A 14,542-nucleotide genomic window follows, 5' to 3' on the forward strand; every position below is an offset into this window, starting at 1 on the left:
CGCTTGGCATCATTCCATTCGAGGTGTGAGATGGACGACATTCAGGAACACGAACTGCATCAGATTGATCACCCGCTGTATGAAATACTGCGCAGCGAAGACATCAAGGCGTTCAATGCCGAGAAAGCAAAACTGAGCGAGCTGCCCAGTTTTGCCCATGGCGACTTCCGAGGGCTGGACCTACGTGGCCTCGACGCCAAGGGGCTGGATTTACGCCACGCTTACTTCCGGGGCGCCGACCTGCGCGGCATCGACTTTTCCAAGTCCCGGATGGAGGGTGCCAGCATCGCCAGCGCCAAGATCTCCGGTTGCTATTTCCCCCATCGCCTGGAGGCCGATGAAATCGTGATGTCACTGAACCACGGCACCCGCATGCGCTACGCCCTGCTGCCAAAATGACGGAACAGAACCATCCCTGGCAGACCGTTTGCCCGGCAACGGATCTGGTTTCGGGCCGGTTTATTGAATTCCGGCTGAAACAGAAAGCCCGTGAACCGGAAGGCATGCCCCTGACCGGTTTTGTGTTTCTGGATGGTAGCGAGCCGAAAGCCTACCTGAACCTCTGCCCGCACCTGGGCATCGAACTGAACTGGATGCCGGGCAAGTTCATGGACGCCGACAACCTGTTTATCCAGTGCTCGACCCACGGCGCGCTGTTCAAGCCCGGCACCGGCGAATGCATTGCCGGGCCCTGCCAGGGCGATGCCCTGACTGCCCTGGATGTACGCCAGAACGGTGACCAGATCGAAATCAGGCTTGAAGACTGACCGGCACCACTTCGGTCAGGTCCAGCCTGCCTCCCGGGTTGCCATCCGGCCCCGACAGCGCGGCGCGATAAGCCAGCACCTCGACCCCGGCGGCCTTCGCCTGGCGTAACAACTCGCCATAGCGGGCATCAATATGATCCGCCGGGCGCACCCTGTCGATTCCTGTGTGGTTAACCACAAAAAAGAGTACCGCCCGGTCGCCTTTTGCAACCTGCGCCATCAGTTCCCGCAGGTGCTTCTGGCCCCGTTCGGTCACCGCATCCGGGAAATAGCCGTTCGAACCTTCCGCCAAAGTGACATTCTTTACCTCAACCCAGGCGTCTGGCCGCGCCGGATGGCCCGACAACAACAAATCTATCCGGCTTTTCTCATCACCGTATCGCACTTCTGCCCGGCACTCTGTGTAACCGGCCAGCTCCGGTACCCGCCCGGCTTCAATGGCCTCTCGTGCCTGGGCGTTGGGACGGGCGGTATTCACGCAGGCAAATACCGCCGGAGCGGTTTCCACCAGCTCCCAGGTGTACTTCAACTTGCGCTTGGGATTATCGCTACGGCTCAGCCAGACCCTGGCGTTATCAGGCTGGCAACCCAGCATGGAGCCGGTGTTCGGGCAGTGCGCCGTCACTTCCTCGCCATCGGGCAATCGCACATCGGCAAGGAAGCGTTTGTAGCGGCGAATCAGCCGCCCTTCCACCAAAGGTTCAGCAAACTTCATGTGCTCTCCGCAAAAAGTCGTTGTCACAAGGCTGGCCACCCTGAGACTAATCTGCTATTTTCCGCAAATTCCCGTTTCAGGACGAATGCTTTATCCAGGGTTAAACCGCGCAGCAACCGTGCTGGCGCGGCGGAAGCAAAGCGTTCTTGTAGAAGTACAAACAAGAGGCCGGGTTCAATGGCAAACACTGCAGAACAACCACGCGAACGTTTTACCAATTTCACCCCTTATGAAATGAAAAAGGGTGAAGACTACATGAGTGCTGATATGCTGCAGCACTTCAAAAATCTGCTCCTGCAATGGAAACAGGAGTTGATGGAAGAAGTGGACCGCACCATGCACCACATGCAGGAAGACGCCGCAAATTACGCGGATCCCAGTGACCGTGCAACCCAGGAAGAAGAATTCAGCCTGGAGCTGCGCACCCGGGATCGCGAGCGCAAGCTGATCAAAAAGATCGACCAGACCATCGACCGCATCGACAAAGACGACTACGGCTTCTGCGATCAGTGCGGCGTGGAGATCGGCATTCGTCGCCTTGAAGCTCGCCCGACAGCCACACTGTGCATCGACTGCAAAACCCTGGCAGAAATCCGCGAGCGCCAGACTGGCATCTGAGCCCTACCGATAGCCGGCCGCATAAGCAGCCGGCTTACTGAGTCTCTATGGAGCAACCACGGTACCGTGGGCGTTTTGCCCCTTCCCCGACAGGACCGTTGCATTTCGGCTCCCTTGTAACCGCCCTGGCCAGTTGGCTGGAAGCCCGCACCGCCGGTGGCGACTGGCTGGTTCGTATCGAAGACCTGGACCCGCTACGGGAGCCCCCCGAGGCCACCGGCCAGATTCTCCATTCCCTGGATTGCCACGGGCTGTTTCCCGACGAACCGGTACGATTTCAATCCCGGCGCCACGACGCCTACCAGGCTGCCATTGGCCAGCTTCTGGCGCGGCATCAAGCCTATCGTTGCCGGTGCTCCCGAAAACTGCTCCAAAAGCACGGCGGTTATCATCCGGACCACTGCCGAGATGGCCATCCAGCACCTGGAGATACCCCCTACGCTATTCGATTTGCCCTGACCGACGAACTCAGCCACTGGCAGGACCTGCTGCTGGGCGATCAGCAACAGAAAGTAGCGGCAGAACTGGACGACCCGGTGCTACTGCGTAAGGAGGGCTTCTATGCCTACCAACTGGCGGTGGTGGTGGACGATATCGACCAGAACATCAGCCACGTGGTGCGGGGCTCCGACTTACTGGACATGACAGCGCAGCAGCAACAGATTTTCCGTGCTCTTGGCGCCCAGCCACCGCAGTGGCTGCATATTCCCGTCATCGTGAACGATCAGGGCCAGAAGCTGAGCAAACAGACCCATGCTCCGGCGCTGGATGACCAACAGCCCGCAGCCAACCTGGTCAACGCACTGGCAGCCCTGGGCCAACAGCCGCCGTCCGCGCTTCTGAACGCAACGGTGGACGATGTACTGGCCTGGGGCCGGGAAAACTGGCGCCGGCACGCTATCCCCCTGACATCCCGGCAGGCCCATGGTATAAACCCAGACACACACTTGCGTCCGGACCACTGAGCCGATGTATATCTACCGCCTGGTCTTTTTGCTGGTACTGGCCATTTATATTTTTTCTCCCAACATTCTGGACTGGTGGACCTCACCAGATAACGCCTGGTACAGCCCCTACGTGATCTGGGGAGGCCTGATTGCCATCGGCTTCTGGCTCGAATGGCGGCGAGACCCAAATGAGTTTTAGCGCCAGCGGCCTGCTACTGGCCAGCCTCCTGTACCTGATTCTGTTGTTCGGCATTGCCTGGAGTACCGAGCGGGGCACTCTGCTGCGCCAGTGGGTACGACATCCTCTGGTTTATACCCTCAGCCTTGGCGTCTACGCCGGTATCTGGGCAGTCTACGGCGCCATCGGCATGGCCGCGGAATCTGGTTACGGCTTTCTGGCTTACTATCTGGGTATCTCCGGGGCCTTTCTGCTGGCACCGGTGTTGCTGAACCCGATCTTGCGCATTGGCCGCGCTTATCAACTGACGTCCCTGGCTGACCTCTTTGCCTATCGTTATCGCAGCCAGTGGGCCGGCACCCTGGTGACACTCTGCTCAGCCGCCGCCATTCTGGCGCTGCTGAGCATGCAGATTCAGGCTGTTGCGGTATCGGCGTCCCTGCTCGCGCCTGACACCTCACCCAAAGCCATCAGTGTGATGTTCAGCCTGATCGTCGTGCTGTTCACCATGCTCTTTGGCGCACGCCGGCACCAGAGCTCTGGCAACCATCAGGGGCTGGTGCTGGCCATCGCCTTTGACTCCCTGGTCAAGGTGGTTGCCCTGCTGGTACTGGGTGGTGTGGTGTTATTCGGTGTGTTCGGCGGCACCGACGGGCTTGAAGAATGGTTGGCCCAGGCCTCACACCCCGAGGCAACCATGACCATGGCGATCAATGACGGCAGCTGGCGGGCCCTGCTGCTGATGTCGTTTGCCGCCGCGCTGGTCCTGCCGCACATGTACCATATGACCTTCAGCGAGAACCCATCGCCAAGAGCCCTGGCGAAAGCCAGCTGGGGCCTGCCCCTGTATCTGCTGCTGCTTGGCCTGCCTGTGCCCCTGATTGTCTGGGCCGGTCAGGCCCTGGGTGTTGTTGTGCCCCAGGCGTTTTTCAGTATCGGGGTGGCCCAGGCACTGGAGAGCCCAGCGCTAACACTGTTGATGTATATTGCAGGGCTTTCCGCCGCCAGCGGGCTGATGATCGTTAGCACCCTGGCGCTGTCGGGTATGGTTCTCAACCATGTTGTGCTGCCCCTGAAAACCCCCAAAGACCAGGGCGACATCTATCAGTGGCTGCAGTGGGTAAAACGCCTGCTCATTGCCGTTATCCTGTTTCTGGCGCTGCTGTTCCACGAAACCATTGGCCAGAACCTGGACCTGTCCATCCTCGGAGCAATCTCGCTCTCCGGCACCTTGCAACTGCTACCAGGCGCCCTCGGCGTTATCTACTGGCCGGAGGGCAACCGGCGCGGCCTGATCGCCGGGCTGCTGACCGGCCTGGCCATCTGGATGACCACCCTGGTGCTGCCGTTTTCCTACGCCGCCGACCTGCTGTCCTGGCTGGACCTTCCGGTCACTCCGGGTTATGACAACTGGCATCTGTTCACGTTCATCAGCCTGACGGCCAACATTTCGGTGTTTGCACTGGTCTCCATCCTGAGCCCCGCGTCTCCGGAAGAAACCAGCGCGGCACAGGCCTGCTCCCTGGGTGCGCTGTCTCGCCCACAGCGTAGGGAACTGCTGGCAACATCTTCCAACGACTTCGTTCAACACCTGACCGACCCGCTGGGCCCGATCGTGGCCCGGCGGGAAGTGGAGCGCGCACTGGGGCAATTAAAGCTGCCCAACGTGGAGTTTCGCCCCTACCAGCTCAGGCGCCTGCGGGATCAGGTTGAAATCAACCTGTCGGGCTTGCTGGGCCCTGCCGTGGCCCGGGATATTGTCAAACGCCATCTGGGCTTCAAACCCCTGACCCACGGCGGCACCGGCCAGGACATCCGCTACGTGGAACGGGCGCTGGGCGACTACCAGAACCAGCTTACCGGCCTGGCGGGGGAGCTCGACAACTTGCGGCGCCACTACCGGCAGACCCTGCAGAACCTGCCGATACCCGCCTGCTCTGTCGGTGAGGATGGCGAAATCCTGATGTGGAACCACGCCATCGAATCGCTCACCGGCATTTCTGCCGACGAGGTGGTCGGCGCCAAACTCATGGCTCTGCCGGAGCACTGGCATACCCTGCTGGACGACTTCAACCGGGGCGACGACCTGCACCGTTACAAACACCGGCTGGACCTGCGCGGCAAGCCCCACTGGCTGAACCTTCATAAGGCCGCCCTGAGCGGGCCAGACCATCCAGAGGGTGGCTCTATCATTCTGGTGGAAGACCAGACCGAAACCCGGTTGCTGGAAGACGAGCTGATGCACAGTGAACGGCTGGCCTCCGTGGGCCGGCTGGCCGCAGGTGTTGCCCACGAGATTGGCAACCCGGTCACCGGTATTTCGTCGTTGGCCCAGAACCTGAAACTTGAAACCGACGACCCGTCCATCCTGGAAACCGCAGACCAGATACAGCAGCAAACCCGACGCATCTCCGCCATTCTTCAGTCACTGATGAACTTTGCCCGAACGGGCAACCACGCCCATGCCAACCGCTATGAGCCGGTCAGTATCCACCGCTGCGTGGAAGAATCCATCAACCTGTTGTCGCTGAGTGACAAGGGTATGGGCATCCGGTACATGAATGAGTGCCCGGCAAACCTGCAGATACTGGGGGATGAGCAACGCCTGGTGCAGGTCTTCGTCAACCTGCTGGCCAACGCCCGTGATGCCTCGCCAGACGGCGGCACCATTCGGGTCAGTGGAAAGGGCGATGGCTACTCCGCTATCATCGAAGTGATTGACGAAGGCACCGGCATTCCCGCTGACCAGCTGGACCATATCTTTGAACCGTTTTACACCACCAAAGCACCGAACAAAGGCACGGGCCTTGGGCTTTCGCTGGTGTACAGCATTGTTGAAGAACACTATGGCAACGTACAAGTGGAAAGCCCGGCCGATACCGAACGCCAGCGGGGAACCTGTGTAAGGTTACGCCTGCCCGCCTACGAGCCAGACACCGATACCGGCAACAGCACCCCGAACGAAAGGTCGTGAACGCGATATGCCCCGTATTCTGATAGTTGAAGATGAAGACATTATCCGCTCCGCGGTCCGCAAGCTTCTACAGCACGCCGGTTACGAGGTGGCGGATGCCGTCTCCGTTGAGGAAGCGGACAACCTGGAACCGGACGGCTTTGACTTGATCATCACAGATCTGCGCCTGCCCGGCGCGGCGGGTACCGAGATGATCAACCGGGCGCCCAACACCCCGGTGCTGATCATGACCAGCTACGCCAGCCTGCGCTCCGCCGTGGATTCCATGAAACTCGGCGCCGTGGACTACATCGCCAAGCCCTTTGATCACGATGAAATGCTCGCAGCCGTGGAGAACATCCTGGCCCGCCAGAGTACGCAGCCTGCTGAGCCCGGCAGTGGCGAGAGCACCGGGCAGCACCAGGCGACCGAATCCGACCCGGCAGCCATCATGTACGGCCAGTGCGAGCCCATGCAGAAGGTGTTCACGCTGATTCGCAAGGTGGCCCCGACCGAAACCACCGTCCTGATACAGGGCGAGTCCGGCACCGGTAAGGAGTTGGCGGCCAGAGCCCTGCATCTGCTCAGCCCCCGGGCTACCAAGCCGCTGATTTCAGTAAACTGCGCCGCCATCCCCGAAAGCCTGATTGAATCGGAGTTGTTCGGCCATGAGAAAGGCGCCTTCACCGGCGCCGTATCCGCCCGTACCGGTCTGATTGAAGCCGCCGATGGCGGCAGCCTGTTCCTTGATGAGATAGGAGAACTGCCAGCGGAAGCCCAGGCCCGGCTACTGCGGGTGCTGCAGGAAAGCGAGATCCGCAAGGTCGGCTCCACCCAGAGCCGGAAAGTCGATGTGCGCATGATTGCCGCAACCCACCGCAACCTGAAGGCCATGACCCGCACCGGAGAATTCCGGGAAGACCTGTATTACCGGCTTAACGTAATGCAAATCCGAATTCCGCCCCTGCGAGAACGCCGGTCAGACATTCTGGGCCTGGCCCGCCGTTTCCTTAAACGGCAGGCAGAGAAGCTCGGACGGCCGGAGCTCAGTCTCAGCCCGGAGGCCATGCAGGCGCTGGAGCGGTGCCGCTGGCCAGGTAACGTGCGGGAGCTGGAGAATGCCATCGAACGGGCCTCCATTCTCACGGACGGAGACATCATCACCCCCTCAGTGCTGGACCTCGATAACGAGGGCAGTGACGAATACATTCCCGAAACTCTGGTAGAAGGCAACAACGAGCAGACCCGCACCCGCGAGCCAGACTCCGCCAACGACCTGTCTCTGGAAGACTACTTTCAGCATTTTGTGCTGGAGAACCAGGACCGGATGAGCGAAACCGAGCTGGCTCAGAAACTGGGCATCAGCCGGAAATCTCTGTGGGAACGGCGCCAGCGTTTGGGCATTCCCCGCAAAAAAAGTTCCTGAACCAAGAAATGAACCCCGGATCACTTGTTACCTCACGTTCCCCAAGGTAACAATTCACGCCAAAGTAACGTGAGGCAGGTAACACTTTAGACCTATACGGGGTAACACTTATTTCTTACTGAAAGATAACCCTATGTTAATTAAAGAATTTCAAAAACTGGCACAGCCTTCGCACTCTTTTTAGCGCACAACAACAAAAACAAGAGTGACACCGCAGCGTCAAAACAAGAACAAAAAGCTGCACGAGCGTCCATCAACAAAAACAAAAATAGGGCGCAAGCGAACTGAGTGTTTTGGGTACTTTGCTTTTTAGTGGTCCCCAGGCATGTGCGAGTTGTAGATGTAGACAAGAATCGCTCCCGAAGCGGCACTGCACCTACCAACATAGCCCGCACGTTGCTCCTGACCGCTCTGTGTATTCAAAGCTTTCCGTTTGCATTATTTAATGTCCTTACTGTTGGGACACACGGTGGGGTAGAAAAATCAAAAAGAATCCCGGCAACAACAAAAACAATGCAGATCGTCAACGCTTTCAGGGCGGGTTCGTGAAAACGAATCCGCCTTTTGATTATTTGAACCGCAGTATCCGCCTTCTGGGCCCAAGCCCTGAGCAAAAATCACCTTTCTTGTTCCCTATTCTGCCTAAACGTGTGCAATTCCTGCGCAAACCGTTAAAATCCCCGTCTTTGCGCACAGCAATCACGGAATTTCATGCCTAAACGACTTGTAGAAAAACTACGCTCCTTCATACCCGGCAACGGGAGAAAGAAAGTCCGACGCTACCAGCGGCAGGAGATCCCGCGGGATCAGCACGCCGTGTCCCGCTCGATGATCAGCGAACCCGCACGGAAAGTCCTGCACCGGCTTAACAAGGCCGGCTACGAGGCTTACCTGGTGGGCGGCGGCGTGCGCGACATCCTCTTGGGCGGGCAGCCAAAGGATTTCGACATTGCCACCGATGCGACGCCCGAAGAGGTGCATGACCTGTTCCGTAACTCCCGGTTGATCGGGCGCCGGTTCCGGATTGTACATGTGGTATTCGGCCGGGAGATCATCGAGGTCACCACCTTCAGGGGCAATGCCCGGGACACCGAAGACGAGCCGGCAGCTGATGAGCACAGAACCAGTGAGCATGGTCTGCTGTTGCGAGACAATGTCTACGGCAACCAGGAAGAAGATGCCCTGCGCCGCGACTTCACCATCAATGCCCTGTACTACTGCATCCGTAACTTCACCATCATTGACTACGCCAATGGCGTTGAAGATCTGAAAAATCGTCAGATCCGCCTGATCGGTGACCCGGAAACCCGCTATCGGGAAGATCCGGTTCGCATGCTTCGAGCCATTCGCTTTGCCGCCAAACTGGGTTTTGAGATTGAACCGGAAACCGAAGCTCCCATCCGGGAACTGGCTCCGCTGCTGACCCACATCCCGTCAGCCCGACTGTTTGATGAAGTTCTCAAGCTGTTCTCTGCTGGCCACGGCGAAGCCACCTATGATTTGCTGAGCGAGTACAATCTGCTGGCGCCATTGTTCCCGGAAACGGCCAGGGCCATTGAGGCCGGGGAATCCGACGAACTCATTCGCCAGGCACTGCGCAACACCGACGCCCGAATTGCCCAGGGCAAATCCGTCACCCCCTATTTCCTGTTTGCCGCCATGCTCTGGCCAGCCTTGCAGATGGAATGGCGCCGCCGGCAAGACAACGGCGACCCGGTGCAGCCGGCCCTCCATGGTGCCATCGGCAAAGTGATTGGCCGGCAGGTACAGGCTACCGCGATCCCGAAGCGCTTTTCCGGCCCCATGAAAGAAATCTGGGAAATGCAAATGCGCCTGCCCCGTCGCCAGGGCAAGCGAGCCTTTGGCACACTCACCCACCCGCGCTTCCGGGCCGCCTACGATTTCCTGCTGGTGCGGGAGTCTGCCGGCGAGATCGAACCGGGACTGGGCGACTGGTGGACGGAGTTCCAGCGCCTGGACGAACGCGGGCAGGAAAAAATGCTGTCGGAACTGGGCTCCGCCAGCACCCCGCGTAAACGGCGCCGCAAACGCAGCTCGGTCAAAAGGCCACCGCAAGCATGAGGGTAGTGGCCTATGTTGGGCTGGGCAGCAATCTGGAAGACCCAACCGCACAGCTGGCACGCGCGGTTGCCGAACTGGCCAGCCTGCCCAACACCTCCCTGATGGCACAGTCTGCCTTCTATGCCAGCCGGCCGGTTGGCCCTCAGGATCAACCGGACTTCGTGAATGGCGCCGTACAACTGTCCACGGAGCTGTCGCCACACCAGCTACTGGATCATCTTCAAGCCATCGAACAGGCTCATGGCCGGGAGCGACTGCGCCACTGGGGGCCCCGAACCCTGGACCTTGACCTGCTGCTTTACGGCAACGACAGCATCCACGACGAACGACTGACCGTACCCCATGCCGAGCTGGCCAACCGGGACTTCGTGCTGCAGCCCCTGCTCGATCTGAATCCCGAGCTGGTGCTGCCCGATGGCCGAAGCATTGAAACACTGCGACAAGCATGCCCGGACAACCAGCTTCGATTATTGCCCCCAAAGGCCGGAAGTCACTGACCCCAAGCCAGACTCCCATGCTACTCTTGTGTCAGATATACCCCGGCATTAATCTATCGCTCTGAGCTCGGACGGCCCCGAGCCAGAACCGGCCCATCCACCCAAAAGGCAAGGATCTTATGGCAGTTACCATCAATACCCTGCGGGAATATAAGCAAAAGGGCGAAGCCTTCTCTGCCCTGACCTCCTACGATGCCACCTTCGCACATGTGGTCAGTGAGGCCGGCGTTGACGTTATCCTGATTGGTGATTCGCTGGGCATGGTTCTGCAGGGGCATGACAGCACCCTGCCGGTCACAATGGAACAGATGGTTTACCACACCAGCTGCGTTGCCAAAGGCAACCAGGGTTCACTGATAATGGCCGATATGCCTTTCATGTCTTACGGCACCGTGACCGATGCCCTGGACAACGCCGCAGAGCTGATGCGCGCCGGCGCCCACATGGTCAAGCTTGAAGGCACCGACTGGATGAAAGACACCATCGAAGCGCTGAGCGAGCGCGGTGTGCCGGTGTGCGCCCACCTGGGGCTGACGCCACAATTCGTCAACAAGTTTGGCGGCTACAAGGTTCAGGGCCGTGACGAAAAGGCTGCCGAAGCCATGATCGAGCATGCCTGCGAGCTGGAATCGGCCGGCGCCGATGTCATCCTTCTGGAATGCGTACCCGCCCCTCTGGCTGCCCGCATCACTCAGGCCGTCCGGGCCCCGGTGATCGGCATTGGCGCAGGCGCAGACACCGACGGCCAGGTACTGGTGCTGCACGATATGCTGGGCATCACCACCGGCCGCAAACCCCGCTTCGTGAAGAACTTCCTGGCGGAAACCAACTCTATTCCGGAGGCCATCGCCGCCTACGCCCAGGCCGTCAAGGCGCGTTCATTTCCGGCCGAGGAGCATACGTTCAAGGCATGAGAACCGTACATTCACTCAAAGAACTCCGAACCATTCTGCGCAGCTACCGGCAGCAGGGTAAAACCATTGGCCTGGTGCCCACCATGGGCAATCTGCACGAGGGCCACGTTTCGCTGGTACGGAAGGCGGCAGAGGCAGCGGATATCGTTGTCACCAGTATATTTGTCAATCCGATGCAGTTCGGCGCCAACGAAGACCTGGACACTTACCCCCGCACACTCGCAGACGACCAGGACAAGCTGGCCGCCGCTGGCAACACCCTGGTGTTCGCGCCTTCGGCGGACGAGATTTACCCCGAAGGCCTGGCCCGACAAACCAAAGTGGTTGTGCCGGAAGTCAGCGAAGGGCACTGCGGTGCCAGCCGGCCAGGGCACTTCGAGGGTGTGGCAACGGTCGTCACCATGCTGTTCAACATGGTTCAGCCCGACCTGGCAGTGTTCGGCGAGAAAGATTTCCAGCAATTGGCCGTCATCCGCAAACTGACCCGGGACCTGATGATCCCGGTTGAAATTATTGGCGCCCCCACTGTTCGCGAAGAGGACGGGCTGGCGAAAAGCTCCAGAAACGGCTATCTCAATGAAGAGGAAAGAGCCATTGCGCCGGTGGTGTATCAGACGTTGACCAACGTGGCTGCGCTACTGGAACAGGGCCGCTCCGATTTTGACGATCTGGCACAGGAAGCGAACGACACGCTGGCCAAGGCCGGGCTACGCCCGGACTATTTCAACATTGTGAATAGCCAGACATTGAAGCCCGCCAGCGAAACAGATCGGGAGCTGACTCTCCTGGTCGCTGCGTTTTTAGGGACGACGCGACTGATCGACAACCTTTGCGTTACCCGATAACACCCGGAACCACCGCCTGGAGACTATCCGGCAGCGAACAGAAAGGACCCTCTGATGCCCGACAAACCGGCACCACTGACTCACCTTCCGGAATGGCGGGTTCTGGCCCAGTTCAAGGATCAGCTGGCCGGAACGCCGATACGGGATCTGTTTAGGGACGACCCGCAGCGAGCCCAGCGGTACCTGGTGAGCGGCGCCGGTCTGACCCTGGACTTCTCCCGCAATCGGCTTACCGATGCCACCTTCAACGCGCTGATGGACCTGGCCCAGGCCTGTGGCCTGGAGCAGCAGCGAAACGCGCTGTTTGATGGCGGCATCGTCAATCGAACGGAAAACCGCCCCGCCCTGCACACGGCATTGCGCCAACCCCGCGGCCAGGACGTTCGGGTACACGGTGAAAACATTATTCCGGAAGTGCACGCCACACTCGACAGAATGGCAGAGCTGGTGTCCGCCATCACCGAAGGCCGGCATACCGGCTACACCGAAAAGCCCTTTACCGACGTGGTGAGCATCGGTATTGGCGGCTCGTTCCTCGGCCCCAAGCTGGTGGTGGAGGCCCTGAAGCCGTTCTGGCACGGTCAGCTGAACTGCCACTTTGTCGCCAACGTCGACGGCACCGATATCGCCGAAACCTTGAGGTCACTGGACCCTGAAACCACCCTGTTCCTGGTGCAGTCAAAGTCGTTCCGCACCCAGGAAACACTGGATAACAGCTTGCTGGCCCGCCAGTGGTTTCTCGACAAAAGCCACAGTGAGCCGGCCGTGGCCCGGCATTTCCTGGCGGTGACCGCCAACGTTGACGAAGCTGTCCGGTTCGGCATAGACCGCAACAATATCTTCCCCATGTGGGACTGGGTGGGCGGCCGTTACTCACTCTGGTCGGCCATTGGCCTGCCCATTGCCCTGACCATTGGCATGGAACACTTCCGGGCCCTGCTTGCTGGCGCACACGCCATGGACCGCCACTTCCGGGAACAGCCAGCGGCCAGCAACCTGCCGGTGATCATGGCCATGCTGAGCGTCTGGTACAACAACTTCTGGGGCGCACAAAGCCATGCGGTTCTGCCTTACGACGAATACCTCAAACATCTGCCGGAGCACCTGCAGCAGCTGGATATGGAAAGCAACGGCAAGCGGGTAACACAGGACGGCGAAGCCGTGGACTACCAGACTGGCCCAATTCTCTGGGGCGGCGTTGGCGCCAACGGCCAACATGCCTACCACCAGCTGATTCACCAGGGCACGCGGCTGATACCTGCCGATTTCATCATTCCCCTGCAGTCCCACAATCCGGTAGAACATCACCACGCCACCCTGTTTGCCAACTGCCTGAGCCAGGCCAGCGCCATGATGGCCGGAAAAACCCGGGCCGAAGCGGAACAGGAATTGTTGCAAGCGGGCCTGGAGCAGGCCGCAGCAAAGGCCCTCGCCCCCCACAAGGAAATACCGGGCAACAAACCCAGCAATATTCTGGTGATGGACAGAGTCACCCCGGAAACCCTTGGGGCTCTGATCGCACTGTATGAGCACCGTACCTTCGTGCAGAGCGTGGTCTGGGATGTGGATTGCTTTGATCAGTGGGGCGTGGAGCTGGGCAAGCAGATTGGCAATCAGATCCTGCCCAGGCTGCTCGGGGAGGAACCTGAAGGCACTGCCGGTGACAGTGCCACAGACCAGATGATCCGGCTGTTCCGGTCAGCCAACCGCCGTTGAAATCTGGCGGCCCTGCCAGCTGAATTCAACCGGCCAGAGCTTCTGGTCGCGCCGGTAGCCCTGCCAGAGCTGCTGGTACGATTGCCCGCAGACGGGATGCGTTTCGTCTCCGGCGATGTCTGCCAACGGCCGCAAGACGAAAGCATTCTTGAGGATCTCTGCCCGCGGCAGCTCGACACCATCGACCACCCCGACAGAATCCTCATAGGTCAGAATGTCCAGATCCAGGGTTCGGGGGCTGAACTTGGGGGCAGAGCGGGTTCGGCCGTTATCGGCTTCCAGCTGCTTGAATCGGCGGGACAGCTCACCGACCGAGAGCTCGGTGTCGATCCCTACCACCAGATTGAGAAAATCGGACCCTTCGAAACCGACGGATTCACTCTCGTAAACCGGCGAGATGGTCAATTCACCAAACCACCCTGCCAACGCATCCAAGGCCGCCGTCACATGGCGATAACGCTCGATGTTCGTGCCAATACTGATATAAACCCGGCTCATCCCCGCACTCCCCGCTCAATCCGGACACCCACGGAGCGCGCCGCAGGCACGGCGCCGGGCTTGTTCAGGGTCAGCCGTAACCAGCGCACGCCAAATTCTGATTGCAGCAATGCAGCAATCTCCTCTGCCGCCCGCTCCAGCAGCTGGGGTTTCAGGGTTTGCAGGCATTCACTCACCCGCTCGCTGACGGCTGCGTAATCCAGTGCGTCGGCAACATTGTCGCTGGCGCCTGGCACACGGTTGTCCCAGGCCATTTCCAGATCTACCAGTACCCGCTGGGTGATTTCCCTCTCCCAATCGTACACGCCGATCACCGTGTCCACTGCCAGGCCCTCAATGAGCACTGTGTCTACCAAACCTTCTGCCAAACCGGACTCCCAGTGTGT

The 14,542-nt window shown here is 59.6% G+C and carries 15 protein-coding genes; 12 read left to right on the forward strand and 3 right to left on the reverse strand.

Annotated elements, in window-relative coordinates:
• The first annotated feature begins 30 nt into the window (after positions 1-30).
• Together ACTZWX_RS04155 and ACTZWX_RS04160 are read left to right on the forward strand one after the other, a co-directional pair.
• Positions 31-399 (forward strand): pentapeptide repeat-containing protein, encoded by a 369-nt coding sequence (locus ACTZWX_RS04155; RefSeq protein ID WP_058090706.1) that lies wholly within the window; start codon positions 31-33, stop codon positions 397-399.
• A complete protein-coding gene (locus ACTZWX_RS04160) occupies positions 396-767 on the forward strand; it encodes a Rieske (2Fe-2S) protein (protein ID WP_444712866.1) in 372 nt (123 codons plus the stop codon). Before ACTZWX_RS04155 ends, ACTZWX_RS04160 begins: the two co-directional genes overlap by 4 nt.
• Here the strand turns inward: ACTZWX_RS04160 and sfsA are convergent.
• Positions 751-1,482: a DNA/RNA nuclease SfsA gene (sfsA, locus tag ACTZWX_RS04165; protein ID WP_444712867.1), complete on the reverse strand. Its 732-nt coding sequence runs from the start codon at positions 1,480-1,482 to the stop codon at positions 751-753. The genes ACTZWX_RS04160 and sfsA overlap by 17 nt on opposite strands.
• 177 nt (positions 1,483-1,659) lie before the next feature.
• Here sfsA and dksA point away from each other — a divergent pair, with 177 nt between their 5' ends.
• From dksA to pgi, 10 genes are all read left to right on the forward strand, one after another.
• The gene (gene dksA / locus ACTZWX_RS04170; protein ID WP_058090703.1) at positions 1,660-2,100 is read left to right on the forward strand and encodes an RNA polymerase-binding protein DksA; all 441 of its coding nucleotides are present in this window, start codon (positions 1,660-1,662) and stop codon (positions 2,098-2,100) included.
• Positions 2,101-2,147: 47 nt separating this feature from the next.
• Positions 2,148-3,065 carry a tRNA glutamyl-Q(34) synthetase GluQRS gene (gene gluQRS / locus ACTZWX_RS04175; protein ID WP_152437241.1) on the forward strand — a complete coding sequence of 306 codons (918 nt, stop codon included), beginning with the start codon at positions 2,148-2,150 and terminating at the stop codon, positions 3,063-3,065.
• Between the two features lie 4 nt (positions 3,066-3,069).
• Positions 3,070-3,246, forward strand: a complete 177-nt coding sequence (locus tag ACTZWX_RS04180; protein WP_058090701.1) for a hypothetical protein — start codon at positions 3,070-3,072, stop codon at positions 3,244-3,246.
• The gene (locus ACTZWX_RS04185) at positions 3,236-6,199 is read left to right on the forward strand and encodes an ATP-binding protein (RefSeq protein WP_444712868.1); all 2,964 of its coding nucleotides are present in this window, start codon (positions 3,236-3,238) and stop codon (positions 6,197-6,199) included. The genes ACTZWX_RS04180 and ACTZWX_RS04185 overlap by 11 nt, the downstream gene beginning before the upstream one ends.
• 7 nt (positions 6,200-6,206) lie before the next feature.
• Positions 6,207-7,604, forward strand: coding sequence for a sigma-54-dependent transcriptional regulator (locus tag ACTZWX_RS04190; RefSeq protein WP_152437239.1), 1,398 nt, complete (start codon positions 6,207-6,209; stop codon positions 7,602-7,604).
• Positions 7,605-8,315: 711 nt separating this feature from the next.
• Positions 8,316-9,686 (forward strand): polynucleotide adenylyltransferase PcnB, encoded by a 1,371-nt coding sequence (gene pcnB, locus ACTZWX_RS04195; protein WP_444712869.1) that lies wholly within the window; start codon positions 8,316-8,318, stop codon positions 9,684-9,686.
• Positions 9,683-10,183: a 2-amino-4-hydroxy-6-hydroxymethyldihydropteridine diphosphokinase gene (gene folK / locus ACTZWX_RS04200; RefSeq protein ID WP_444712870.1), complete on the forward strand. Its 501-nt coding sequence runs from the start codon at positions 9,683-9,685 to the stop codon at positions 10,181-10,183. The genes pcnB and folK (ACTZWX_RS04200) overlap by 4 nt, the downstream gene beginning before the upstream one ends.
• Before the next feature lie 119 nt (positions 10,184-10,302).
• Positions 10,303-11,097 carry a 3-methyl-2-oxobutanoate hydroxymethyltransferase gene (gene panB, locus ACTZWX_RS04205; RefSeq protein ID WP_319635624.1) on the forward strand — a complete coding sequence of 265 codons (795 nt, stop codon included), beginning with the start codon at positions 10,303-10,305 and terminating at the stop codon, positions 11,095-11,097.
• Positions 11,094-11,942, forward strand: a complete 849-nt coding sequence (gene panC, locus ACTZWX_RS04210; RefSeq protein ID WP_444712871.1) for a pantoate--beta-alanine ligase — start codon at positions 11,094-11,096, stop codon at positions 11,940-11,942. Before panB ends, panC begins: the two co-directional genes overlap by 4 nt.
• Positions 11,943-11,996: 54 nt before the next feature.
• Complete coding sequence (pgi, locus tag ACTZWX_RS04215; protein WP_444712872.1) at positions 11,997-13,658, forward strand: glucose-6-phosphate isomerase; 1,662 nt, start codon at positions 11,997-11,999, stop codon at positions 13,656-13,658.
• Here the strand turns inward: pgi and folK (ACTZWX_RS04220) are convergent.
• Positions 13,641-14,156, reverse strand: coding sequence for a 2-amino-4-hydroxy-6-hydroxymethyldihydropteridine diphosphokinase (gene folK / locus ACTZWX_RS04220; RefSeq protein ID WP_444712873.1), 516 nt, complete (start codon positions 14,154-14,156; stop codon positions 13,641-13,643). The genes pgi and folK (ACTZWX_RS04220) overlap by 18 nt on opposite strands.
• A complete protein-coding gene (folB, locus tag ACTZWX_RS04225; RefSeq protein WP_444712874.1) occupies positions 14,153-14,524 on the reverse strand; it encodes a dihydroneopterin aldolase in 372 nt (123 codons plus the stop codon). Before folB ends, folK (ACTZWX_RS04220) begins: the two co-directional genes overlap by 4 nt.
• Between the last annotated feature and the right edge of the window lie 18 nt (positions 14,525-14,542).

The sequence above is a fragment of the Marinobacter sp. NSM genome, assembly GCF_052380025.1.
Lineage (GTDB): Bacteria > Pseudomonadota > Gammaproteobacteria > Pseudomonadales > Oleiphilaceae > Marinobacter.

Coding starts and splice junctions, on each gene's coding strand:
- ACTZWX_RS04155 (WP_058090706.1), top strand. CDS start 31: ATGGACGACATTCAGGAACACGAACTGCATCAGATTGATCACCCGCTG.
- ACTZWX_RS04160 (WP_444712866.1), top strand. CDS start 396: ATGACGGAACAGAACCATCCCTGGCAGACCGTTTGCCCGGCAACGGAT.
- sfsA (WP_444712867.1), bottom strand. CDS start 1,482: ATGAAGTTTGCTGAACCTTTGGTGGAAGGGCGGCTGATTCGCCGCTAC.
- dksA (WP_058090703.1), top strand. CDS start 1,660: ATGGCAAACACTGCAGAACAACCACGCGAACGTTTTACCAATTTCACC.
- gluQRS (WP_152437241.1), top strand. CDS start 2,148: ATGGAGCAACCACGGTACCGTGGGCGTTTTGCCCCTTCCCCGACAGGA.
- ACTZWX_RS04180 (WP_058090701.1), top strand. CDS start 3,070: ATGTATATCTACCGCCTGGTCTTTTTGCTGGTACTGGCCATTTATATT.
- ACTZWX_RS04185 (WP_444712868.1), top strand. CDS start 3,236: ATGAGTTTTAGCGCCAGCGGCCTGCTACTGGCCAGCCTCCTGTACCTG.
- ACTZWX_RS04190 (WP_152437239.1), top strand. CDS start 6,207: ATGCCCCGTATTCTGATAGTTGAAGATGAAGACATTATCCGCTCCGCG.
- pcnB (WP_444712869.1), top strand. CDS start 8,316: ATGCCTAAACGACTTGTAGAAAAACTACGCTCCTTCATACCCGGCAAC.
- folK (WP_444712870.1), top strand. CDS start 9,683: ATGAGGGTAGTGGCCTATGTTGGGCTGGGCAGCAATCTGGAAGACCCA.
- panB (WP_319635624.1), top strand. CDS start 10,303: ATGGCAGTTACCATCAATACCCTGCGGGAATATAAGCAAAAGGGCGAA.
- panC (WP_444712871.1), top strand. CDS start 11,094: ATGAGAACCGTACATTCACTCAAAGAACTCCGAACCATTCTGCGCAGC.
- pgi (WP_444712872.1), top strand. CDS start 11,997: ATGCCCGACAAACCGGCACCACTGACTCACCTTCCGGAATGGCGGGTT.
- folK (WP_444712873.1), bottom strand. CDS start 14,156: ATGAGCCGGGTTTATATCAGTATTGGCACGAACATCGAGCGTTATCGC.